This is a genomic window from Thermobacillus composti KWC4 (assembly GCF_000227705.2).
GTDB lineage: Bacteria > Bacillota > Bacilli > Paenibacillales > Paenibacillaceae > Thermobacillus > Thermobacillus xylanilyticus.
In genome coordinates this window covers 1,895,437-1,914,347 of sequence record NC_019897.1, presented here as the reverse complement: position 1 = coordinate 1,914,347, position 18,911 = coordinate 1,895,437, and the positions used below count along the sequence as shown (strand labels likewise).

General features: G+C 63.2%; 17 protein-coding genes. 9 read left to right on the top strand and 8 right to left on the bottom strand.

Annotated features, from left to right (window positions below):
- The first annotated feature begins 8 nt into the window (after positions 1-8).
- From dinG to THECO_RS08825, 9 genes are all read left to right on the top strand, one after another.
- Complete coding sequence (gene dinG / locus THECO_RS08865) at positions 9-2,882, top strand: ATP-dependent DNA helicase DinG (protein ID WP_015254695.1); 2,874 nt, start codon at positions 9-11, stop codon at positions 2,880-2,882.
- The gene (locus THECO_RS08860; RefSeq protein ID WP_015254694.1) at positions 2,882-3,541 is read left to right on the top strand and encodes a redox-sensing transcriptional repressor Rex; all 660 of its coding nucleotides are present in this window, start codon (positions 2,882-2,884) and stop codon (positions 3,539-3,541) included. Before dinG ends, THECO_RS08860 begins: the two co-directional genes overlap by 1 nt.
- Complete coding sequence (locus tag THECO_RS08855; protein WP_015254693.1) at positions 3,519-4,826, top strand: amidohydrolase; 1,308 nt, start codon at positions 3,519-3,521, stop codon at positions 4,824-4,826. The genes THECO_RS08860 and THECO_RS08855 overlap by 23 nt, the downstream gene beginning before the upstream one ends.
- On the top strand, positions 4,823-5,350 hold the full coding sequence (locus tag THECO_RS08850; RefSeq protein ID WP_015254692.1) for a cell wall elongation regulator TseB-like domain-containing protein: 528 nt from the start codon (positions 4,823-4,825) through the stop codon (positions 5,348-5,350). The genes THECO_RS08855 and THECO_RS08850 overlap by 4 nt, the downstream gene beginning before the upstream one ends.
- A 133-nt stretch (positions 5,351-5,483) precedes the next feature.
- The gene (locus THECO_RS08845; RefSeq protein WP_015254691.1) at positions 5,484-6,020 is read left to right on the top strand and encodes a hypothetical protein; all 537 of its coding nucleotides are present in this window, start codon (positions 5,484-5,486) and stop codon (positions 6,018-6,020) included.
- On the top strand, positions 6,013-7,512 hold the full coding sequence (locus tag THECO_RS08840; protein WP_015254690.1) for an AAA family ATPase: 1,500 nt from the start codon (positions 6,013-6,015) through the stop codon (positions 7,510-7,512). Before THECO_RS08845 ends, THECO_RS08840 begins: the two co-directional genes overlap by 8 nt.
- 130 nt (positions 7,513-7,642) lie before the next feature.
- Positions 7,643-8,515 carry a 3-hydroxyacyl-CoA dehydrogenase family protein gene (locus THECO_RS08835; RefSeq protein WP_015254689.1) on the top strand — a complete coding sequence of 291 codons (873 nt, stop codon included), beginning with the start codon at positions 7,643-7,645 and terminating at the stop codon, positions 8,513-8,515.
- On the top strand, positions 8,512-9,750 hold the full coding sequence (locus THECO_RS08830) for an acetate/propionate family kinase (RefSeq protein WP_015254688.1): 1,239 nt from the start codon (positions 8,512-8,514) through the stop codon (positions 9,748-9,750). Before THECO_RS08835 ends, THECO_RS08830 begins: the two co-directional genes overlap by 4 nt.
- Before the next feature lie 30 nt (positions 9,751-9,780).
- Positions 9,781-10,491: a DnaD domain-containing protein gene (locus THECO_RS08825; RefSeq protein ID WP_015254687.1), complete on the top strand. Its 711-nt coding sequence runs from the start codon at positions 9,781-9,783 to the stop codon at positions 10,489-10,491.
- Positions 10,492-10,541: 50 nt separating this feature from the next.
- On the opposite strand, the gene mtnB is transcribed toward THECO_RS08825, so the two are convergent.
- The 8 genes from mtnB to THECO_RS08785 form a co-directional block, all read right to left on the bottom strand.
- Complete coding sequence (mtnB, locus tag THECO_RS08820) at positions 10,542-11,204, bottom strand: methylthioribulose 1-phosphate dehydratase (RefSeq protein ID WP_015254686.1); 663 nt, start codon at positions 11,202-11,204, stop codon at positions 10,542-10,544.
- Positions 11,201-11,869, bottom strand: a complete 669-nt coding sequence (locus tag THECO_RS08815) for a 2-hydroxy-3-keto-5-methylthiopentenyl-1-phosphate phosphatase (protein WP_015254685.1) — start codon at positions 11,867-11,869, stop codon at positions 11,201-11,203. The genes mtnB and THECO_RS08815 overlap by 4 nt, the downstream gene beginning before the upstream one ends.
- Positions 11,866-13,089: a 2,3-diketo-5-methylthiopentyl-1-phosphate enolase gene (locus THECO_RS08810; RefSeq protein WP_015254684.1), complete on the bottom strand. Its 1,224-nt coding sequence runs from the start codon at positions 13,087-13,089 to the stop codon at positions 11,866-11,868. The genes THECO_RS08815 and THECO_RS08810 overlap by 4 nt, the downstream gene beginning before the upstream one ends.
- Positions 13,090-13,971 (bottom strand): pyrroline-5-carboxylate reductase, encoded by an 882-nt coding sequence (gene proC / locus THECO_RS08805; RefSeq protein ID WP_015254683.1) that lies wholly within the window; start codon positions 13,969-13,971, stop codon positions 13,090-13,092.
- A gap of 17 nt (positions 13,972-13,988) precedes the next feature.
- Positions 13,989-15,254 (bottom strand): glutamate-5-semialdehyde dehydrogenase, encoded by a 1,266-nt coding sequence (locus tag THECO_RS08800; RefSeq protein WP_015254682.1) that lies wholly within the window; start codon positions 15,252-15,254, stop codon positions 13,989-13,991.
- Between the two features lie 42 nt (positions 15,255-15,296).
- Entirely contained in the window at positions 15,297-16,400 is a 1,104-nt protein-coding gene (gene proB, locus THECO_RS08795) for a glutamate 5-kinase (protein WP_015254681.1), read from the bottom strand.
- A gap of 392 nt (positions 16,401-16,792) precedes the next feature.
- On the bottom strand, positions 16,793-17,986 hold the full coding sequence (locus THECO_RS08790) for a pyridoxal phosphate-dependent aminotransferase (RefSeq protein WP_015254680.1): 1,194 nt from the start codon (positions 17,984-17,986) through the stop codon (positions 16,793-16,795).
- A gap of 428 nt (positions 17,987-18,414) precedes the next feature.
- Positions 18,415-18,870: a hypothetical protein gene (locus tag THECO_RS08785; RefSeq protein WP_015254679.1), complete on the bottom strand. Its 456-nt coding sequence runs from the start codon at positions 18,868-18,870 to the stop codon at positions 18,415-18,417.
- Between the last annotated feature and the right edge of the window lie 41 nt (positions 18,871-18,911).

Below are 18,911 nucleotides of genomic sequence, written 5' to 3'. Positions count from 1 at the left end.
CGTACCGGATGAAATTTGCTGTCCTCGATCTGGAAACAACCGGAAATCATAGCGCCGAAGATGACATCATTCAAATCGGCATCGTGCTGCTCGATGATGAATGCGGCGTGACCGGGAGTTATGCGTCCTATGTGCGCCCGAGAGTCCCGGTCCCCGCATCTATCACCGAGCTTACGGGCATTACGGATGAAGTCGTGCGTGAAGCGCCCGAACCGGAAGATGTGCTGCTCGAGGTCATTCCGCTGCTGAGTGACGCGGTGCTGGTGGCGCACAACGCCGGATTTGACGTCGGTTTCCTTAACCAGGCGCTGGACCGGTGCGGCTACATGCCGTTCACGGGAAGGGTGCTCGACACGCTGCAGCTGCTGCGCATGCTGTATCCGACCCAGCCGTCCTACCAGCTGGGCGCCGTATCCGAAGCGCTCGGCATCGAGCATGAGCGCCATCATCAGGCCGACAGCGATGCGATGGCGACTGCCCTTCTCTTCAAGACCTGCATGGACAAACTGCGCAATTTACCGCTGCTGACGCTGGAGCGGCTGGCCGCGCAGCTTGGCGATGGCGACGATCTCGGCTGGATTGTGCACGATGCGCTTCAGCGCAGGCAGCGTCTGAACGCCGCCGATCCGAACGGCTACCGTTACTATCGCCAGTTCGCGCTCAAGGTCGGCGAATGGACGGACGAAGAACCGCCGCGCCATGATGACCCGAAGTCGGCCGAACGGCTGCGGGAGCTCGATTTCGAGACGTTTCTGGAAGAGACGCTGGCCCGGTTGAAGGAACATGTTCCGGGATACGAACCGCGCGAGGCGCAGGTGCGCATGTTCCGCGAAGTGTACGACGCGCTGGAATCCGGCCGCCATCTGATGATCGAGGCCGGCACGGGCACGGGCAAGTCGCTCGGCTACCTGATTCCGGCTCTCTTCTATGGTATCCGCCATGACGAGAAAATAGTCGTGAGCACCCATACGATCAACCTGCAGGAACAGATCCGCGAGCGGGATGTGCCGTTGCTTGCCAAGGTGCTGCCGCTGCCGTTCAAGGCGTCCGTCTTCAAAGGCCGCGGCAACTACCTGTGCCTGCGCAAGTTTGAGAGCAAAATCGCGGCGCGTGATTACATCGCGCCCGCGGACGACCGGCTGACGACGGCGCAGATGCTGGTCTGGCTCGGCGAGACGGAGCACGGCGACCAGGAAGAGCTGAACTTCGGCGGCCGGGGCGCCGAATATTGGCACACCGTCGCCAGCGACGCCGACTCTTGCCTGAGCCGCTCCTGCCCATGGTTCAAGCACTGCTTCTATCACCGGGCGAAGCAGGAAGCCGTCCATGCGGACCTGGTCATCACAAACCATTCGTTGCTGTTCACCGACATCCGCGCCGAATACCGGCTGCTGCCCGCATATGACCACCTCATCGTCGATGAAGCCCATCATTTGGATGACGCCGCCGGCAAACATCTCGGCACGCAGCTCTCCTACAACAGCGGCATGCATCCGCTGACGCGGCTGAGCAAGGATGCCCGCTCGGGGCTGATCTTCCAGCTCAGGCAGAAGATCGCGTCCACCGGCCATGCGCGCGCGGAAGCGTGGATCGAAACGATCGAGAAGGCCGTCCCGGTGTTCGGCGAGCTGCGCATCCACTGGGACGAGCTGTTCGAACTGCTGTACCGGCTGGCGCAGCCGGAGCCCGACGCCGACGGCGGGCAGGGCGTCCTGCGGCTCAGGGCCGATAAGCCGCCGTCCGAATGGGAAGCGGTGCGGACGGCCGAAGCGAACGTGTTCGCCTCCTTGAACGAGATTATCCGCACGTTCGACAAGCTGCTCGCGGAAATCAAGGAACATTGCGACGACGCCGAGGTCGAAGCGGTGGCCGTCGACACCGCGGGCCGGGTGAAGGATCTGGCGCGCGTCCGCGACGATCTGCACGGTTTCGTCAAGCTGGAGGAAGGCGGGACCGTTTACTGGCTGGAGGCAAACGCGTTCTCCAAGTCGCGGTCGGTGCATCTTTATGCCGTGCCCGCCGATGTCAGCGGACTGCTCAAACAATACTTCTTCGATTCGAAGCGGAGTGTCATCCTGACCTCGGCCACGCTCAGCGTGCACAAATCGTTCGAGTACGCGACCGAACAACTCGGGCTGTCCGGATTCGAAGCGGACGGACGGCTCGCGACCGTCCAGCTGCCGTCGCCGTTCAATTACCGCGACCAGGCGCTGGTCGTCATCCCGCGCAACCTCCCGCCGATCAAGGGGGCGTCGGCGGATCCGGCGTTCCTTGCCGCGCTCGTCGAATCGCTGGCCGACGTGGCGCGCGAGACATCAGGCAGGATGCTCGTCCTGTTCACGTCCTACCGGATGCTGAAGCAGGTGTATGAGCCGCTGAAAGAGCGGCTTGCCGAAGCGGGAATCGCCGTCATCGGCCAGGGCATCGACGGCGGCGGCAGGACGAAGCTTGTCCGCCGGTTCCGGCAGCAGCAGGCCTCGGTGCTGCTCGGCACGAGCAGTTTCTGGGAAGGCGTCGATCTGCCGGGCGACGCGCTGACATGTCTCGCCATCGTTCGGCTGCCGTTTACGCCGCCGAACCATCCGCTGCTCGAAGCGAAATCGGAACAGCTGGCGGCGGAGAAGAAGAACCCGTTCATGAAACTGTCGATTCCGCAGGCGGTCATCCGCTTCAAGCAAGGCTTCGGCCGCCTCGTCCGCACGGCGAAGGACAAGGGAATCGTCATCCTGTACGACACGCGCGTCATTGAAACGAGCTACGGCAAATATTTTCTGTACTCGCTGCCGGGCCCCAAGATCGAGACGATGCACATCGAACAGATTGTGCCGCGCATTCGGGAGTGGCTGAGTGAAACCGGGACGACGCAGGGAGGATCCGCGTGATGAAGCAGCAGACGAAAATATCCGAGGCGGTCGTGCGCAGACTGCCGCTCTATCTTCAGGCGCTCAACGAGCTTTCGCGCGGCGAGGTGCAGACCGTCTCGTCGCAGGCGCTCGGCCGCAAGCTCGACCTCAACCCCGCGCAGATCCGCAAGGATCTGGCGTACTTCGGCGAATTCGGCCGCAAGGGCATCGGCTACGACGTCTCCTACCTGATCAGCAAGATCCGGCACATCCTGAAACTGGACAGGGGAATCAATGTCGCGCTGGTCGGCGCGGGCAATCTTGGCCAGGCGCTCTGCAACTACAACCGGTACAGCCGCGACAACATGAAGATCGTCGCAGTGTTCGACGACCATCCCGACAAGATCGGAATGCAGATCAACACGATGCGTGTGCAGCCGATGGAGGAACTGAAGGCGACGGTCGAAGCGCTGCAAATCCGGATCGGCATCATCACCGTGCCGTCCGCGGCGGCGCAGAAAGTGGCCGACCAGCTGGCGGACGCCGGCATCGAAGGCATTCTGAATTTCGCGCCGGCCATTCTGAAAGTGCCGCCGTCCGTGCGGGTTCATCACGCCGATTTTACGACCGAACTGCTCAGCCTTGCTTATTATTTGGAAAAGGATGCGGATCACGATGACGACAAAGTGGTGGATTGAGGGCGGCACGTTTCTGACCATGGACGACGGCCAGCCGATTGTAAACGGCCATCTGGTCGTGGAAGGCAGCCGGATCGTCTACCTTGCCGAAGCGCATCCCGGCGCGCTGGCCGACGGGGCGGAAAGGATCAGCGGCAGCGGCCTGCTCTTCATGCCGGGGCTGATCAACACGCACGGCCACGCAGCCATGACGCTGCTTCGCGGGTATGCCGACGACATGGTGCTGCAGGACTGGCTGCAGAACAAGATCTGGCCGCTCGAGGCGCGCTTCACGGCGGAAGATGTGCGCGCCGGCGCGGCGCTTGCGGCCGTCGAGATGCTGAAGCGCGGGACGACGGCGTTCGTCGACATGTACGATCATATGGATGAAGTGGCGCAGGTTGTCGAGCAGGCGGGCCTCCGGGGCGTGCTGGCCCGGGGCGTCATCGGCCTGTGCTCCGAGGCGGAGCAGCGCGCCAAGCTCGAGGACGCGATCCGGTTCGCGCGGGATTGGCACGGCAAGGCGGACGGCCGCATCCGCGTCATGATGTCGCCTCACGCGCCCTACACTTGTCCGCCGGCGTTCATCGAGCAATTCGTGCAGGCCGCGCACGATCTCGATCTGCCGATGCACACCCATATGTCGGAGACGGCCGCGGAGGTGGAGCAGAACGTGCGCGATTACGGCGTCCGGCCGGTCGAGCATCTTGACCGGCTCGGCATGTTCAGCCGGCCGACGCTTGTGGCGCATGCCGTCCATCTGAACGATGACGAGATCGCGCTGCTCGCCGAACGGGGCGTTGCCGTCTCCCACAACCCGGCGAGCAATCTGAAGCTTGCCAGCGGCGTCGCGCGGGTGCCGGACATGCTCCGCGCGGGCGTGACCGTGTCGCTCGGCACGGACGGCGCGGCGAGCAACAACAACCTTGACGTTTTCGACGAAATACGGCTCGCGGCGCTCATTCACAAGGGCGTATCCGGCGATCCGACGGCGGTGCCCGCTTATGAAGCACTCAAGCTCGGAACGGTGTACGGGGCGAAGGCCATCTGGCAGTCGGACGAGATCGGGAGCCTCAAGCCCGGCATGCGGGCGGACATTGTGGCCCTCGACATCGACCAGCCGCACTATTATCCGCGGACCGATCTGATCTCCCATCTGGTCTACGCGGGCAACGGCAGAGACGTGAAACACGTCTGGGTCGACGGCGTGCAAGTCGTGAGGAATCGGACCTGCACGCGGCTGGACGAAGAACGGATCGCCGCGGAAGCGGCCGCCCGCTTCGAAAGGCTGAGCTCGGCGACATGAGGCGCCGGCAATCCGATATTCGCTTCATGACGCCGAAGCGTTGGGCTGTCATCATCCTGCTCGGGATCGGTCTGGTGCTGATGCTGCTCAATCTGTATTTTCAGTGGGCCCGAAGCGACTATGTTCGGGAAGAGCGCGATGCGATCCGGCGGGTGAAGGCGGAAGCCGGCCTGACGAAAGTCGAATCGGCGGTCAAATTTGTATGGGACGACATCGTCTGGATTATCCGCGGCGAGCGGGAAGACGGGGCCGATCTGTATGTATGGGCGTTCGCGGACAGGATCGAGAGTGTCCATGGGGAAGAGGCTTATGATGTTGAGCGGCTGCGGCAAGACGTGCTTCGTGCATTTCCGGATGCGTCCATCATCCGCATCCGTCCGGGGTACGCCGAAGGCCGGCGGATCTGGGAAGTTTATTACAGCAGGGAAGAAAGTGACGTCAAGCGTCACTACTATGGATTTTATGCCTTTGAAGACGGCCGTCCGATCGAGACCTACCGGCTGCCCGCGCGTTCATCCGGTTGACCTCCGGGGAGCGTCCGCCGCGCCTGAACTGGCGCAGGCGGGCGCTCCTTGCCTGTTATTGCCGGCCCATTCGATGTTCCGCGTATGTTATACTCTATTACATACGGCATCGCATGGGAAGGAGGCAACTGAGATGACGCACATACGCATAGTCCCTGTGTTGCTGACGGCGCTGTTGACAGGCGCCGTGTTGTTCGGCGGCTGGTTCGGCTACCGCCATTTCGCAGTCGAACAACCGCTGGCCGTGACGTTCGCCGGCATCGAAGGCGTGACGGCTTATGATCCGATTGTGACTGACGATCGCGTGACGGTGGAAATCACGCTTGACGGAACGGTCAATCTTGCGGAAGTCTATCGGAACATCCGGGAGCAGGCGGGAAGCTCCCTCGGCGGACGCGAGCTCGATCTGGTCATCCGCCAGGAGCGGAACGAGAAGCTGGAGAAGATCTGGTCATCGGCGCTTTTCACGATCGCGCAGGCGATGGAAAACCGCCGATACGCCGACATTCCGGAAGCCGCCCGCAAGCTTGAAGCCGCACACTCCGGGCTTTCCGTAGAGACGGAGATGGACGAATATAATGTTTATCTTACGCTGAAGCTGGACGGCGCGGTCAAGTATGTCGTGCTTCCCCGCCAGCCTGCCGTGCTGGGGGTGTGGCCGAATGCTTAAATACTGGAAAGAGATGCTGATCGGCTTCACACCGGTTCTGCTGCTGTTTCTGTACTTCATCGGCGTCAATGTCGTGCCGATCTTGCTGGCGGCGGCCGTCATCGGCGTTCTGTTCTATGTCGCCCGGTCGCGCGGCCAGCTGACCGCGCTGAGCGGCGGAAGGCAGGCCGCGAGGAAACGGCCGTCCATGCTGTCGTTCGATGAAATCGGCGGCCAGGAACGGGCCAAGCAGGAGCTGATGGAGGCGCTCGAATTCCTGATCCGGCCGGATGAGATCGCGCGCTTCGGCATTCGTCCGCTGAAGGGCATTCTGCTCACCGGCCCTCCGGGCACCGGCAAGACGCTGCTCGCCAAGGCGGCGGCCCACCACACGGATTCGGTCTTCGTCGCGGCTTCGGGCAGCGAATTCGTCGAGATGTACGTCGGCGTCGGCGCGAGCCGGATCCGCGATCTGTTCCGCGAAGCGCGCCAGAAGGCGCAGAAGACGGGCAAGAACAGCGCCGTCATTTTCATCGACGAGATCGATGTCATCGGCGGCAGGCGCGACGGCGGACAGCATCGCGAATACGACCAGACGCTCAATCAGCTGCTGACCGAGATGGACGGCATCCAGACGAACGAGTCCCCCCGCATTCTGTTGATCGCCGCTACGAACCGCAAGGACACGCTCGACAGCGCGCTGCTGCGCCCGGGACGATTCGACCGGCACATCGCGGTCGATCTTCCGGACAAGAAAGGACGCAAGCATATTCTGTCCATCCATGCCGCCGGCAAGCCGCTCGGCAAGACGGCCGACCTGGACAAAGTCGCCGAAGAGACGTTCGGCTTCTCGGGCGCCCAGCTCGAGAGCGTCCTGAACGAAGCGGCCATTTACGCGATGCGCGAAGAATCCGAGTGTATTGAGATGCATCATCTGACAATGGCGATCGACAAGGTGATGATGGGCGAGAAAACGGACCGCGAGGCGACGAAGGAAGAGCGGGAGCGGGTGGCGCTCCACGAACTGGGCCATGCGATCATGGCCGAGATCGTCCGCCCGGGCAGCGTCTCGACGGTCGCGCTGTCGCCGCGCGGCCAGGCGCTCGGCTACGTGCGCCACAATCCGCAGCAGGACCGCTACCTGTACACGACGGAATATCTCGAAGGCCAGATCATGGTCGCGCTTGCGGGCGCGGCCGCGGAGGAACTGTTCTACGGCGGCCGCAGCACCGGATCGCGCGGTGATTTCGAGCAGGCGATGAACATCGTGCGCACGATGGCCGAGTCCGGACTCACCGAGCTGGGCATCGTCGATCCCGGCATGCTGACGCCCGAGACGTTCTCCCGCGTGGCGCGGGATTTGCTCGACCGGCTGATGGAGAAGACGAAGGTGTGCCTCGCGGAACGGCGGGACGTGTTCGAGCGTTCGCTCGAGCTGCTCATGCGCGAAGAGACGCTGAGCGGGGACGTATTCCGCGAGTTTCTGCACGGTTCCATGCGCGCCGGCGCGTGAGATGGAAGTGTGCGTGATTCTGACGGTTGTGTGAACGATGGAAGGTGTCTGCCCGGACGCCTTCTTTTTTGTGAGCGGCATACGGTATAATGGTAGAGAGTCGCACTACCAGATAAAGCAGGTGATCGGCTTGACGATTCGCAAAGTCGGCGTTGTCGGCGCGGGAACGATGGGACAGGGCATCTCGGAGATGCTCGCGTTCAAGGGACTGGACGTGCTGCTGACCGACCGGTCGGAGCAGCAACTGAACCACGGCCTGCGCCAGATCGAACAGAGTCTGGATAAGCAGATTGAGAAATGGGCCTTGACGAAGGCCGAGAAGAAACTGATTCTCGGGCGGATCCGCCCGGTCGGATCGCTCGAAGAGATGGCCGATTGCGACATGGTCATCGAAACGATCTCGGAAGATCTGAATCTGAAGAAGCAGGTGTTCGCGGAGCTCGACCGGGTGTGCGGACCGGACATCATCCTCGCGAGCAATACGTCGACGCTCAGTTTGACGGAACTTGCCGGCGCGACGATGCACCCGGAGCGAGTCATCGGCTTGCATTTCATTTATCCCGCCTTCAAGGTGGACGTCGTCGAACTGATCCGCGGCCTGAAGACGTCCGACGAGACGTTCGAGACGGTGAGACGGTTCGTCGAAGATACGCTGAACAAGCAGGGGATCATGGTCTACGAGTCCCCGGGATTCGTCACGTCCCGCCTCATCTGTCTGTTCATCAACGAAGCGGCGAATCTTCTCCAGGAAGGCGTCGCGACGGCGGAGGACATCGACCGCGCGATGCGGATCGGCTATTCGTTCAAGCACGGCCCGTTCGAGATGGCGGACCGTTTCGGCCTCGATTCGGTCGTGGCGGCGCTGGAACAGATGTTCAGGGAATACGGCGAGCTGAAATATCGCCCGTCCGTCGTGCTGAAGAAGATGGTCCGCGCCGGGCAGCTCGGTGTGAAAACAGGTGAAGGATTCTTCAAGTACGATGAGGACGGGGATCGGATATGAAAATATTGGTCATCAACGCGGGCAGTTCGTCGATCAAATATCAGCTCTACAACATGAAGGACGAGTCGGTGCTGGCGAGCGGCCGCGTCGAGCGGATCGGCACGGAGTCGGCGATTGTGACCCACGAGCCGGCCGCGGGGCCCGGCGTCCGCGAAGTCAGCGAAATTCTCGACCACGTGACGGCCGTCCGGCGCGTCCTCGATCTGCTCCTGCACCGGGAGCACGGCGTCGTCGCCTCGATCGCGGAGATCGAGGCGGTCGGCCACCGGGTCGTGCACGGCGGGGAGACGTTCAAGGCGTCGGTGCTCGTCGACGACGAAGTGAAGCGGCGCATCCGCGATCTGTTCGACCTGGCACCGCTGCACAATCCGGCCGCGATGATGGGCATCAACGCCGTCGAGCAGAACATGCCGAACATGCCGCAGGCGGTCGTGTTCGATACGGCGTTCCATCAGACGATGCCGCGCCACGCGTATCTGTATCCGATCCCGATGGCGCTGTACAGACGGCACAAGATTCGCCGCTACGGTTTCCACGGCACATCGCATTTCTATGTGAGCGAACGGGCGGCCGAGATGATCGGCAGGCCGATCGCGGAACTGAAAATGATCACCTGCCACATCGGCAACGGCGCGAGCTGCACCGCGATTCTGGGCGGGAAATCGATCGATACGAGCATGGGGCTTACGCCGCTTGAAGGGCTGATGATGGGCACGAGAAGCGGCGACATCGACCCGGCGGTCGTGCCGTTCGTCATGAGCAAGGAAGAGCTGACGCTCGGCGAAGTGAATTCCATGCTGAACAAGCATTCCGGGATGCTGGCGATCTCCGGCTTCAGCGGGGATATGCGCGAAATCGTCGAGGCGATGGAAGACGGAGACCGGAATGCGAAGCTCGCGTTCGACATGTTCTGTTACCGATTGCGCAAGTATGTCGGTGCTTACGCCGCGGCGATGAACGGGCTGGACGTGCTCGTCTTCACGGCCGGCATCGGCGAGAATTCGGCGCATGTCCGCAAGGCGGTGTGCGAGGGCCTGACATTCCTGGGCGTACAGCTCGACGAAACGGCGAATCAGCGGCATTCGAAGGATGCGCGCTTCATCTCGGCGCCGGATTCGCGCGTGAAAGTACTCGTCGTGCCGACGAACGAGGAATTGATCATTGCGCGCGACACGTTCCGCCTCGTGTCGGAGCGCAAAGCAGCCGGCGATTCGCCGGTCTCCCGCGGACAATAAGCCCGGGCGGCGGCAGGAAGGGGGATGCGGATGACGGATTTCGGGCGGGACGCACAAGCGGGAAGCGCCGCCGAACTGCTGGCGGAAGGCGGCATATTTGTACCGCAATTTGTGCTTCGCACTTACCGTGCGCTCGGACTCTCAGACGCGGAATTCATGCTGCTGCTGCAGATTGCCGGTTTCCGGCATGCGGAGGGCAACGCGTTCCCGACGCCGGACGAGATCGGCGAACGGATGGGGATCGGCGAAGGCAAAGTCGCCGAACTGATCGGTGGTCTGATCCGCCGCGGGTTCCTGGAGATCGACGAACGGATCGATCCGGAGACGGGCGTCATTTCGGAGGCGTACCGCTGGACCGGCTGGTACGAACGGGCCGCGGCTTCGGCCGTGAAGGATCGCGCCGCACCGGCGGCCGGGGGGACCGGCTCCGCCGTTTCGCGTCCTCCCGCTGATCGAAGGGGAGAGGCGCCCGAACAGCCTCCGAGCCTGTTTGCCGTGTTCGAGCGGGAATTCGGGCGGCCGCTGTCGCCGATGGAGCTGGAGACGATCTCGGCCTGGCTGGACCAGGACCGCTATCCCGAAGAGCTGATCCGCGTCGCGCTGAAGGAGGCGGTGTTCGCGGGGAAGCTGAGTTTCCGCTACATCGACCGCATTTTGCTGGAATGGAGCCGGAACCGGATCACAAGCGCGGAGGAAGCGCGGCTGCGCGCGCGGCAGTTCCGCGGACGAACGCAAGGGTGAAACGCAACAAAGCCCGGATATCACATGGTTGTGATGTCCGGGCTTTGCATTTATCGCCGGCTGCCCTGGAGCAGTTCCCAGCGATAAACGTACTCGAACAGAAATTCGAATGCTTCGAGATGTTTCTTCGCTTCCTGCACATCCCGCCCCCAGGCGTAAATGCCGTGCTTGCGCAGCAGGATGCCGGGGATGCGCGGATCAAGCCGCTCCGTAACCTCGGGCACGATGCGCGGGATGTCGGCGTAGTTCGGCACGATCGGGATGTCGATCGACGCTTCTTCTTCCCAGATATTGAACGCTTTGATCAGTTCGACGCCGTGGACCGGCACCGCGCGCCGTTCCCAGAACCATTCCGAGACGACGTTGTTGTACACGGTATGGACGTGGGCGATGGCGCCGCAGCCCGTCAGCCGGTAAATTTCGCAATGGATGAGCGTCTCGGCGGACGGCTTGAGCGCCGTGGACTCGGCCGGCTTGCCGTCCTGGTCGACGAACAGGAAATCTTCCGGCGTCGAGCGGGACTTGTCCTTGCCGCTGGCCGTGATCGCAAAGTGGAACTGTTCCGGCCGGTACTCGCCGACGCGCACGGACAGGTTGCCGCTTGTGCCCGCGAACAGGCCGCGGGAGGCGAGCGTCGCCTTCAGTTCCCCGAGTTCGGAGAGGGCGCGCTGCTTCTCTTCGGTTGTGAGGCTCAAGAATGCGTTGCCGCTCATGATTCCACCCTTTCTTCGAGCGCGTCAATGACGTCGTAGAACGTTTCGAACGGCGTGAAGGGCACGCCGAGCGCTTTGCATTTTTCCGTCAGATGCGACCTCGCGAACACGACGTCGGCCAGTTTCGCCGCCTCGAAATCGGTCACGCTGTCGCCGATCACGATCCGCTCGCATCGCTCGGGCGGGAAGCGGCGCATGATCGTCGTCTTGCACATGCCGCAGTCGTTCGTGCACGGCGGCTCGCACGGATGCGGCCACGTAATTTCGACGCGCTCGCCCGAGAAATCGCTGCCGTTGCAGAAGATACGGTCGCGCGGGATGTCGAATCGGGCAAGGATCGGGTAGACGAAAAAGTCGATGCCGCCGCTCGTCACATAGAAATCGATGCCCTCGTACCTGCAGAAGCGGATCAGCTCCGCGAAGCCTTCGCGGATGACCGCATTGTTGACCGCATAATCGATGATCTCGTCCTTCTTCGATGTCGGCAGCAGCCGGAACATTTCGCCGACGCCCTTGCGGATCGATTTTCGCTCGGCGATGACGTCGTCCACAATCTGCTGCCAGCCGGGCGGGTCGAAATGGCGGATGATTGCGACGATGTTGTCGTTCATCGTGATGGTCCCGTCGAAGTCGCAGAAAATGATCCGTTCTTTCGCCTGCGTCATTCCTTGATCCCCCATGCCTCGATTGCCGCCCGCAGTTCGTCGTGCCGCTTAGCGGCCTCGCGCAGAGGTTCGCCGGCCAGCACGGCGTCGATTGCCTGCCGGAAGGCGCGGCCGCCGGCGGCCGTGCCGAGCGGATGGCCGTGAATGCCGCCCCCCGCGTTGACGACGACGTCGAGGCCGAAGTCCCGGTGAATGAGCGGCACGAGGCCGGGGTGAATGCCGGCCGACGGGACCGGGAAGCTCTTCCGGAGCGGCAGCCCGTCGCTTGTCAGCGCGTCTTTGAGCGCCATGTTCTCCTCCTTCGGCATGACGACCGAGCCGTAGGGGGAGGGGAACAGGACAAGGTCGGCGCCGGCGAGCCGCATCAGCTTGCCAAGCAGAAGCGGCGCGGCGATGCCGTAATGCGGCGACGGATAGATCGCGCCGGAAACCGCGGGATGCGCGGCGATCGGCACGTGGATCTCCGGATCGCGGGCCAGCTCGGCGAGCGCGTCGAAACCGTAGGCGAGCACGTTGAAGAGCAGCGCGTTCGCGCCGGCTCTGATCGCCCGCTTGGCGTTCTCCGCGAGTTTGAACGTCGGACCGGTCAGGTTCACGGCGTACAGCAGCTCCTGGCCGGTTTCGCGTTTCGCTTCGGCCGCCGCGGCCATGCACGCCTCGACGCGCTTCTCAAGCGGCGTCAGCGGGTTTTCGAACAGAATCTCGTCGTCCTTGATCAGGTCGACGCCGCCGAGTGCCTGCCGGAAGAATTGTTCCCGCAGATTCGGGAGGTCGTGGCCGATGACCGATTTGAAGATGCTCATGAGAAGCGGACGGTTCTCGACCCCGAGCTGTTTCCGCACGCCCTCGATGCCGAACTTCGGCCCCGGGAAGGCGGACAGAAAGTCTTCCGAGAAATCGAGATCGATCAGCTTGATCCGTCCGTCCATCGACAGTTTGCCGAACACGGTGACGAGCAGCGCCGGGATGTCGCGGCTGAAGTTGATGTCCGGATAGTCGATGACGATGTCGGCGTACCGTTCGCCGGTGGGCGACTCCGCAGCCGGCACCTCGGTGACGGAGACGACCTTGCCGAGGTGCTTCTCCATCTCCGCCTTGCGTGCCTCGGGCAGGTCGGTCCAGCTGCCGACGGTCAGCCCGACGGCGATGCCCTGCGCTTTCTTGCCGAAATCGGCTTTCTCATCGTAGCAACGGTAGGTTGCACGGCAATATCCGCTCATTTACGTGATGCTCCTTTCCAGTTCGGCGCCCATCTCGCCGGCCCGTTCCGCCGCGCGGCGCATCGCTTGTCCGACCGCGCCGCGGAAATCAAGCCGCTCGAACGTCTCGATGGCCGCCTGCGTCGTGCCGCCGGGCGACGTTACCTTGCGGCGCAGCTCGGCCGGCTCCTCGCCGGTTTCGAGCACCATGCGCGCCGCGCCGAGCACGGTCTGCACGGTCAACGCCCGCGCCGTGTCTTCGGCGAGTCCGAGCGAGACGGCCGTATCGATCATCGCTTCCATCATGTAGTACAGGTAAGCAGGGCCGCTGCCCGACACCGCCGTTACGGCGTTGATCAGCGATTCGTCGACGACGCGCGCGATGCCGATTGCTCGGAACATGTTCAGCACAAGCGCCCGCTGCGCGTCTGATGCCGCATCGTTGAAACTGATGCCGGTTGCGCCGTGGCCGATCGTGCTCGACGTGTTCGGCATCGTGCGCGCGATCGGCAGCCGGCGTCCGATGAGCTGTTCGATGGCGGCGATGGACAGCCCGGCGATGACGGAGATCAGCAGCTGTCCGTCCCGAAGGGCGGGGGAGAGGCGGCGCAGCGCATCCGCCGCGTCCTTCGGCTTCATGCACAGGAAGATGACGTCCGCTTCGCGGAGCGCCTGCTCCCGCGCCTTGTCGTCCGCCGCGATACGCACGCCGTACCGGTCGCGAAGTTCGTTGAGCCGGGCCGCGTTCGCCCGATTGAACATGACAATGTCGGCAGGTTCCGCCAGACCGGCGGAGATGAGTCCCCGCACGATCGCTTCGGCCATCGAACCGGCGCCGTAGAAGCAAAGTTTGCGTCTGATCAAGCCGTCTGCGGCTCCTTCCGCCTGATGATTCCGTGTCATCGTCAACTGCTCCTTCGTCAGCCCCGGATTTGACCGTTGCCGCGGATTCGGTATTTCGTCGATGTCAGCGCCGGAAGTCCCATCGGACCGCGGGCATGCAGTTTCTGGGTGCTGATGCCGATCTCGGCGCCGAAACCGAACTCGAAGCCGTCCGTGAAACGGGTGGACGCGTTGTGATAGACGGCCGCGGCGTCCACTTCCTGGAGGAACCGCTCGGCGTTCCGATGGTCTTCGGTCACGATGCATTCGGAATGGCGCGTGCCAAATTTCCCGATATGGGCCAGCGCTTCATCCAGGCCGCCGACAATCCGCACGTTCAGGATGTAGTCGTTGTATTCCGTCGCGTAATCATCCTCCGTCGCCGGCCGCACGGCGGGGAAGAGGCGGCGCGTCTCCTCGCAGCCGCGCAGCTCGACATTGGCTTCGGCCAGCGGCTGAAGCAGACGTTCAAGATGCTTGGCCGCAAAATTGCGGTGGACAAGCAGCGTTTCCATCGCGTTGCACACCGACGGGCGCTGCACCTTCGCGTTGAAGGCGATGCGCGCAGCCATCTCCGGATCTGCGCTTTCGTCCACGAACGTGTGGCAGATGCCGGCGCCCGTCTCGATGACCGGCACGGTCGCGTTCTCGACGACGTTGCGAATGAGCGAGGCGCCGCCGCGCGGAATGATGACGTCAAGCAGGCCGTTCAGCTTGAGCATCGCGTCGACCGAACGGCGGTCGGAGTCCTCGATCAGCTGCAGCGCGTCCGGCGGCATGTCGGTGCCGGCGAGCGCGCGGCGCAGCACGTCAACGATCCGCCGGTTCGACTCGATCGCCGCCGAACCGCCGCGCAGCACGATGGCGTTGCCGGTCTTGAGGCAGAGCCCGGCCGCGTCGACGGTGACGTTCGGCCGCGCTTCGTAGATCATGCCGATGACGCCGAGCGGCACGCGCACCTGCTCGATATGGAGCCCGTTCGGACGCTCGAATGTCTCGAGCACCTCGCCGACCGGATCGGGCAGCTCGACGATTTGCCGGAGCCCTTCGGCGATGCCGGCAATCCGGTTCTCATCGAGCTTCAGTCTGTCAAGCAGGGAAGCGGAGGTGCCGCTCACCTTTCCACGCTCCAGGTCTTCCTTGTTCGCGGCAATGATCGCGTCCTGCTCGCGCACGAGCGCGTCGGCCATGGCGAGCAGCGCCACATTCTTCTGCGCCGTCGTCAGCCGGTTCATCGCCGGCAGCGCGGCGCGGGCCGCCTGCGCCTTCGCTTTCACTTCGTGAATCGTCGTTTGCTGGGTCATGGCTTATCCCTCCATTGGACAATCTTGGATCCAACTTTCGTGCTAGCGCGGGAACGATACCCATTCGTCCCGATGTATGACTTCCATGCGGACGACGTCGACCCGTTTGCGCACTTCATCGGTGCTGAGGCCGGCGGCCGCCTGTACCTGCCACGAGGCGTAATTCACGACGCCGCGGCCGATCGGCAAGCCGTCCGTGTCGACGACTTCGACGACGTCGCCCGGGTGGAATTCGCCTTCAGCCCCGACGATGCCTGCGGGGAGCAGACTGCGGCCTTCGCTGACGAGCGCCCTGGCCGCGCCGGCGTCGACGGTGATGCGGCCGTTCGGGGTCGAGTGAAAACCGATCCACTGTTTCTTCATGGACAAATTGTGCGAGTCGGTGTCGAAATACGTGCCCCGGCCCCTTCCTTCGACCGCCGCGAGGAGATCGCCGGGCTCGCTCGCTTTGCCGACGAACGCCTGGACGCCGCCGCGCATCGCGACGCGCGCCGCTTCGATCTTCGACCGCATGCCGCCGGTGCCGACGGAGCTGCCGGCTCCGCCCGCGATGGCCATGATCCGCTCGGAGATCTCGGTGACGCGTTCGATGCGCTCGGCCTCGGGGTTGCGGCGCGGGTCATCGGTGTACAGGCCGTCCGTGTCGGTCAGAATAATCAGTTGTTTCGCCCGGACGAGGTTGGCGACGAGCGCCGACAGGTTGTCGTTGTCGCCGAATTTCAGTCCTTCCACCGTAACGGTGTCGTTCTCGTTGATGATCGGAATGACGCCCCGGCGCATCAGCTCTTCGAGCGCCATCAGCGCGTTGTGGATGCGCTGCCGGTTCGAGAAATCGTGCCTCGTGAGCAAAATTTGCGCAGCGACAATGCCGCTTTCGCCGAACGCTTCCTGGTAGGCCTGCATGAGCAGCGCCTGACCGACGGCCGCCGCCGCCTGTTTCTCGTGCAGCTGCTTCGGCCGGGCGGGGTAACCGATCTTCCGGAATCCGGCGGCTACGGCGCCCGACGTGACGAGCAGCACTTGCCGCCCGGTGCGGTGCAGTGCGGCGAGTTCGCCGGCGAAGAAGTCGACGCGGTCCCGGTTCAGGCCGCCTTCATCGGATGTCAGGGAGCTTGAGCCGATCTTGACGACGATGCGTTCGCTCATCTCGATCCTTCCTTACGTGTTGTGCTGTCAGGCTCTCAAAAAGAAAAGACCTTCGCCCGTAAAGGACGAAAGTCTGCGCTTCCGCGGTACCACCTTTGTTGACGGCGCAAAGGTCGCCGTCCGACTCGAATCCTGATAACAGCAGGAAGCTGTCCGGCTCGTCGCCGGCCGTTCGGGGGTGGGTTCAGCACGGAGCGCGGCGGATTCTCGCAGCCAAGGCCCGCAGGCGGCATCCGCCCGCCGGAGCCTTCGATTCCGCTCTCTGAACGCGCCTGGAACATGCTTACTGGTCCCGTCATTACGCTTATCCTATCGGATTGTTTGCTATTACCTTATCACGAAAAGGCATCAGTGTAAAGTTGGCGCAAGCACCGGGGCCGTTCGTCCCGTTATCAGCCGAACAGCCCGAGGCGGCCGATTCGCGCCGCGGCTTCCTCCAGCCGCGCTTCGTCGGCGAGCAGCCCGAGCCGCACGTAGCCTTCGCCGGACCGGCCGAATCCGACGCCGGGGGCGAGGACGACGTCCGCCTGTTCGAAGACGAGGTCGGCGAACGATTCGGAGGAGTGCCCGGCGGGCACGGGCAGCCAGCAGAAGAACGAACCGCCCGGCTTCGAGGCCTTCCAGCCGATCCTGTCCAGGGCGCGGAACAGCGTGTCGCGCCGCCGCTCGTACATCGCCGACAGCTCGCGGACGGAATCCTGCGGTCCGGTCAGCGCGTAGGCCGCCGCTTCCTGGATGGCGCCGAACAGGCTGCAATAGTAATGATCCTGAATCAGATTGATCAGGCGGATGACATCGGCGTTGCCCAGCGCGAATCCGACGCGCCAGCCGGCCATGTTGTAGCTCTTCGAAAGCGTATAGAACTCGACGCCGACTTCTTTCGCGCCCGGTGTTTCGAGAAAGCTGACCGGACGCTTGCCGTCGAAGCCGATTGCACCGTAGGCGAAGTCGCTGGCGACGACGATGCCGTGCCGCGCGGCGAACTCGACCGTCTCGGCGTAGAAGGCGGCATCGGCGACGGCGCCCGTCGGATTGTTCGGATAGTTGATGAACATCAGCTTGGCGCGATTCAGATCTTCGGGCTTCAAGGCGCCGTAGTCGGGCAGAAAACCGTTCGACTCGGCGAGCGGCATGAACACCATTCGCGCGCCGGCCAGCGCCACGCCCGACCAATAGTCCGGATAGCCGGGATCCGGCACGAGGCAGACGTCGCCCGGATTGAGCAGGCACTGGCTGATCTCGACCAGTCCGGTCTTGCCGCCGAACAGAATGGCGACCTCCGTGTCCGGATCGAGCTTGACGCCGTAATCTTCCTCATACCGCTTGGCAACGGCTTCTTTCAGGAAGCGGTAGCCGCTGAACGGCGGGTATTTGTGATACAGCGGATTGTCGGCCGCAGCTTTGAGCCGGTCGACGATCGGCTGCGGCGTCGGCTGGTCCGGGTTGCCCTGCCCGAGATTGATGACGTCGTATCCTTCGGCCACGCGGGCCGCCGCCTTGGCGGACAAGTTGGCGAAAAATTGCGTCGGCAGCTCCTGTATCCGCGCCGCCGGTTCGACGCGGATGCGGGCGATCTGTCGCTTCATCCATGACCACTCCCGCTCGCTTCCGCGCCCGCCGGCCGACTGAAGCACCGGACGGGCGGCGGAAGGCATAATATCCTAATCTAGCACGGATTGACGGGGCTGTCGAGTGGTTGAGGATTATTTTTCTGTGTGAAGCGGTCGGAATACCCCGGAATAATTATTTTAGTCGGATAGTGAACAAGCTCGGCTAGTTAGAGGAAGATTCTTCGCTTAGCTAAGATGGGCCGACTGAACGGGGCGATAAAGGATCGACTGAACGAGAGTGATGAAGCCAACCGCACGGTGAGACGGTCCGGCCGATGGCTTCTGCCGACCACAGGCGAACGGCTGACAGGCGTTCGAGCCGCCCGTCAGCCGGTTGACCGGTCCGCAACCGGCCCTGGAATATGCCGGAGTCCGCGGCATCCGGCAGCCTGTGCGCAATCCGGCTATTGCTGCGGAGCGCCCGGGGCGGCGATCTTGCGGAAGAACGGTCTCAAGTCGGCGTCGAAGTTCAGCAGGTACGGCCGGTTGCCCGAATCGAAAACGAGCAGCATCGGCTTCTCCCGTTCGCAATGGAACAGGAAGATGTCGCGGACGGTGATCGATGCACCGCCGATCCGCACCACGCCGGGCTCGGCAAGCGGCACCCGGTAGACGTAGCCGCATTCCTCGCCGGGCTGCAGCTTCGGCGACAGGCTGGTCACCGATTGCAGCCATTCGCGCGCCATCCGCTGGAATTCCTCGTCGTTCGCCACGGAATGGACGACTTTGCCGGCTTTCACGTCAAAGATTTGCACCGGTCTTGCGGGCAAACGCTCTGTCTTCCCGGCCGCGTGCAATCCGGCGGACGGCAGCAGGACAGTCGCCAGCGCAATTAGTGCGGCCAGCAGGGATCTCGGCATGGGATCAGCTCCTTGTCAGGGGTTGGGATGGAGGTTGCCGT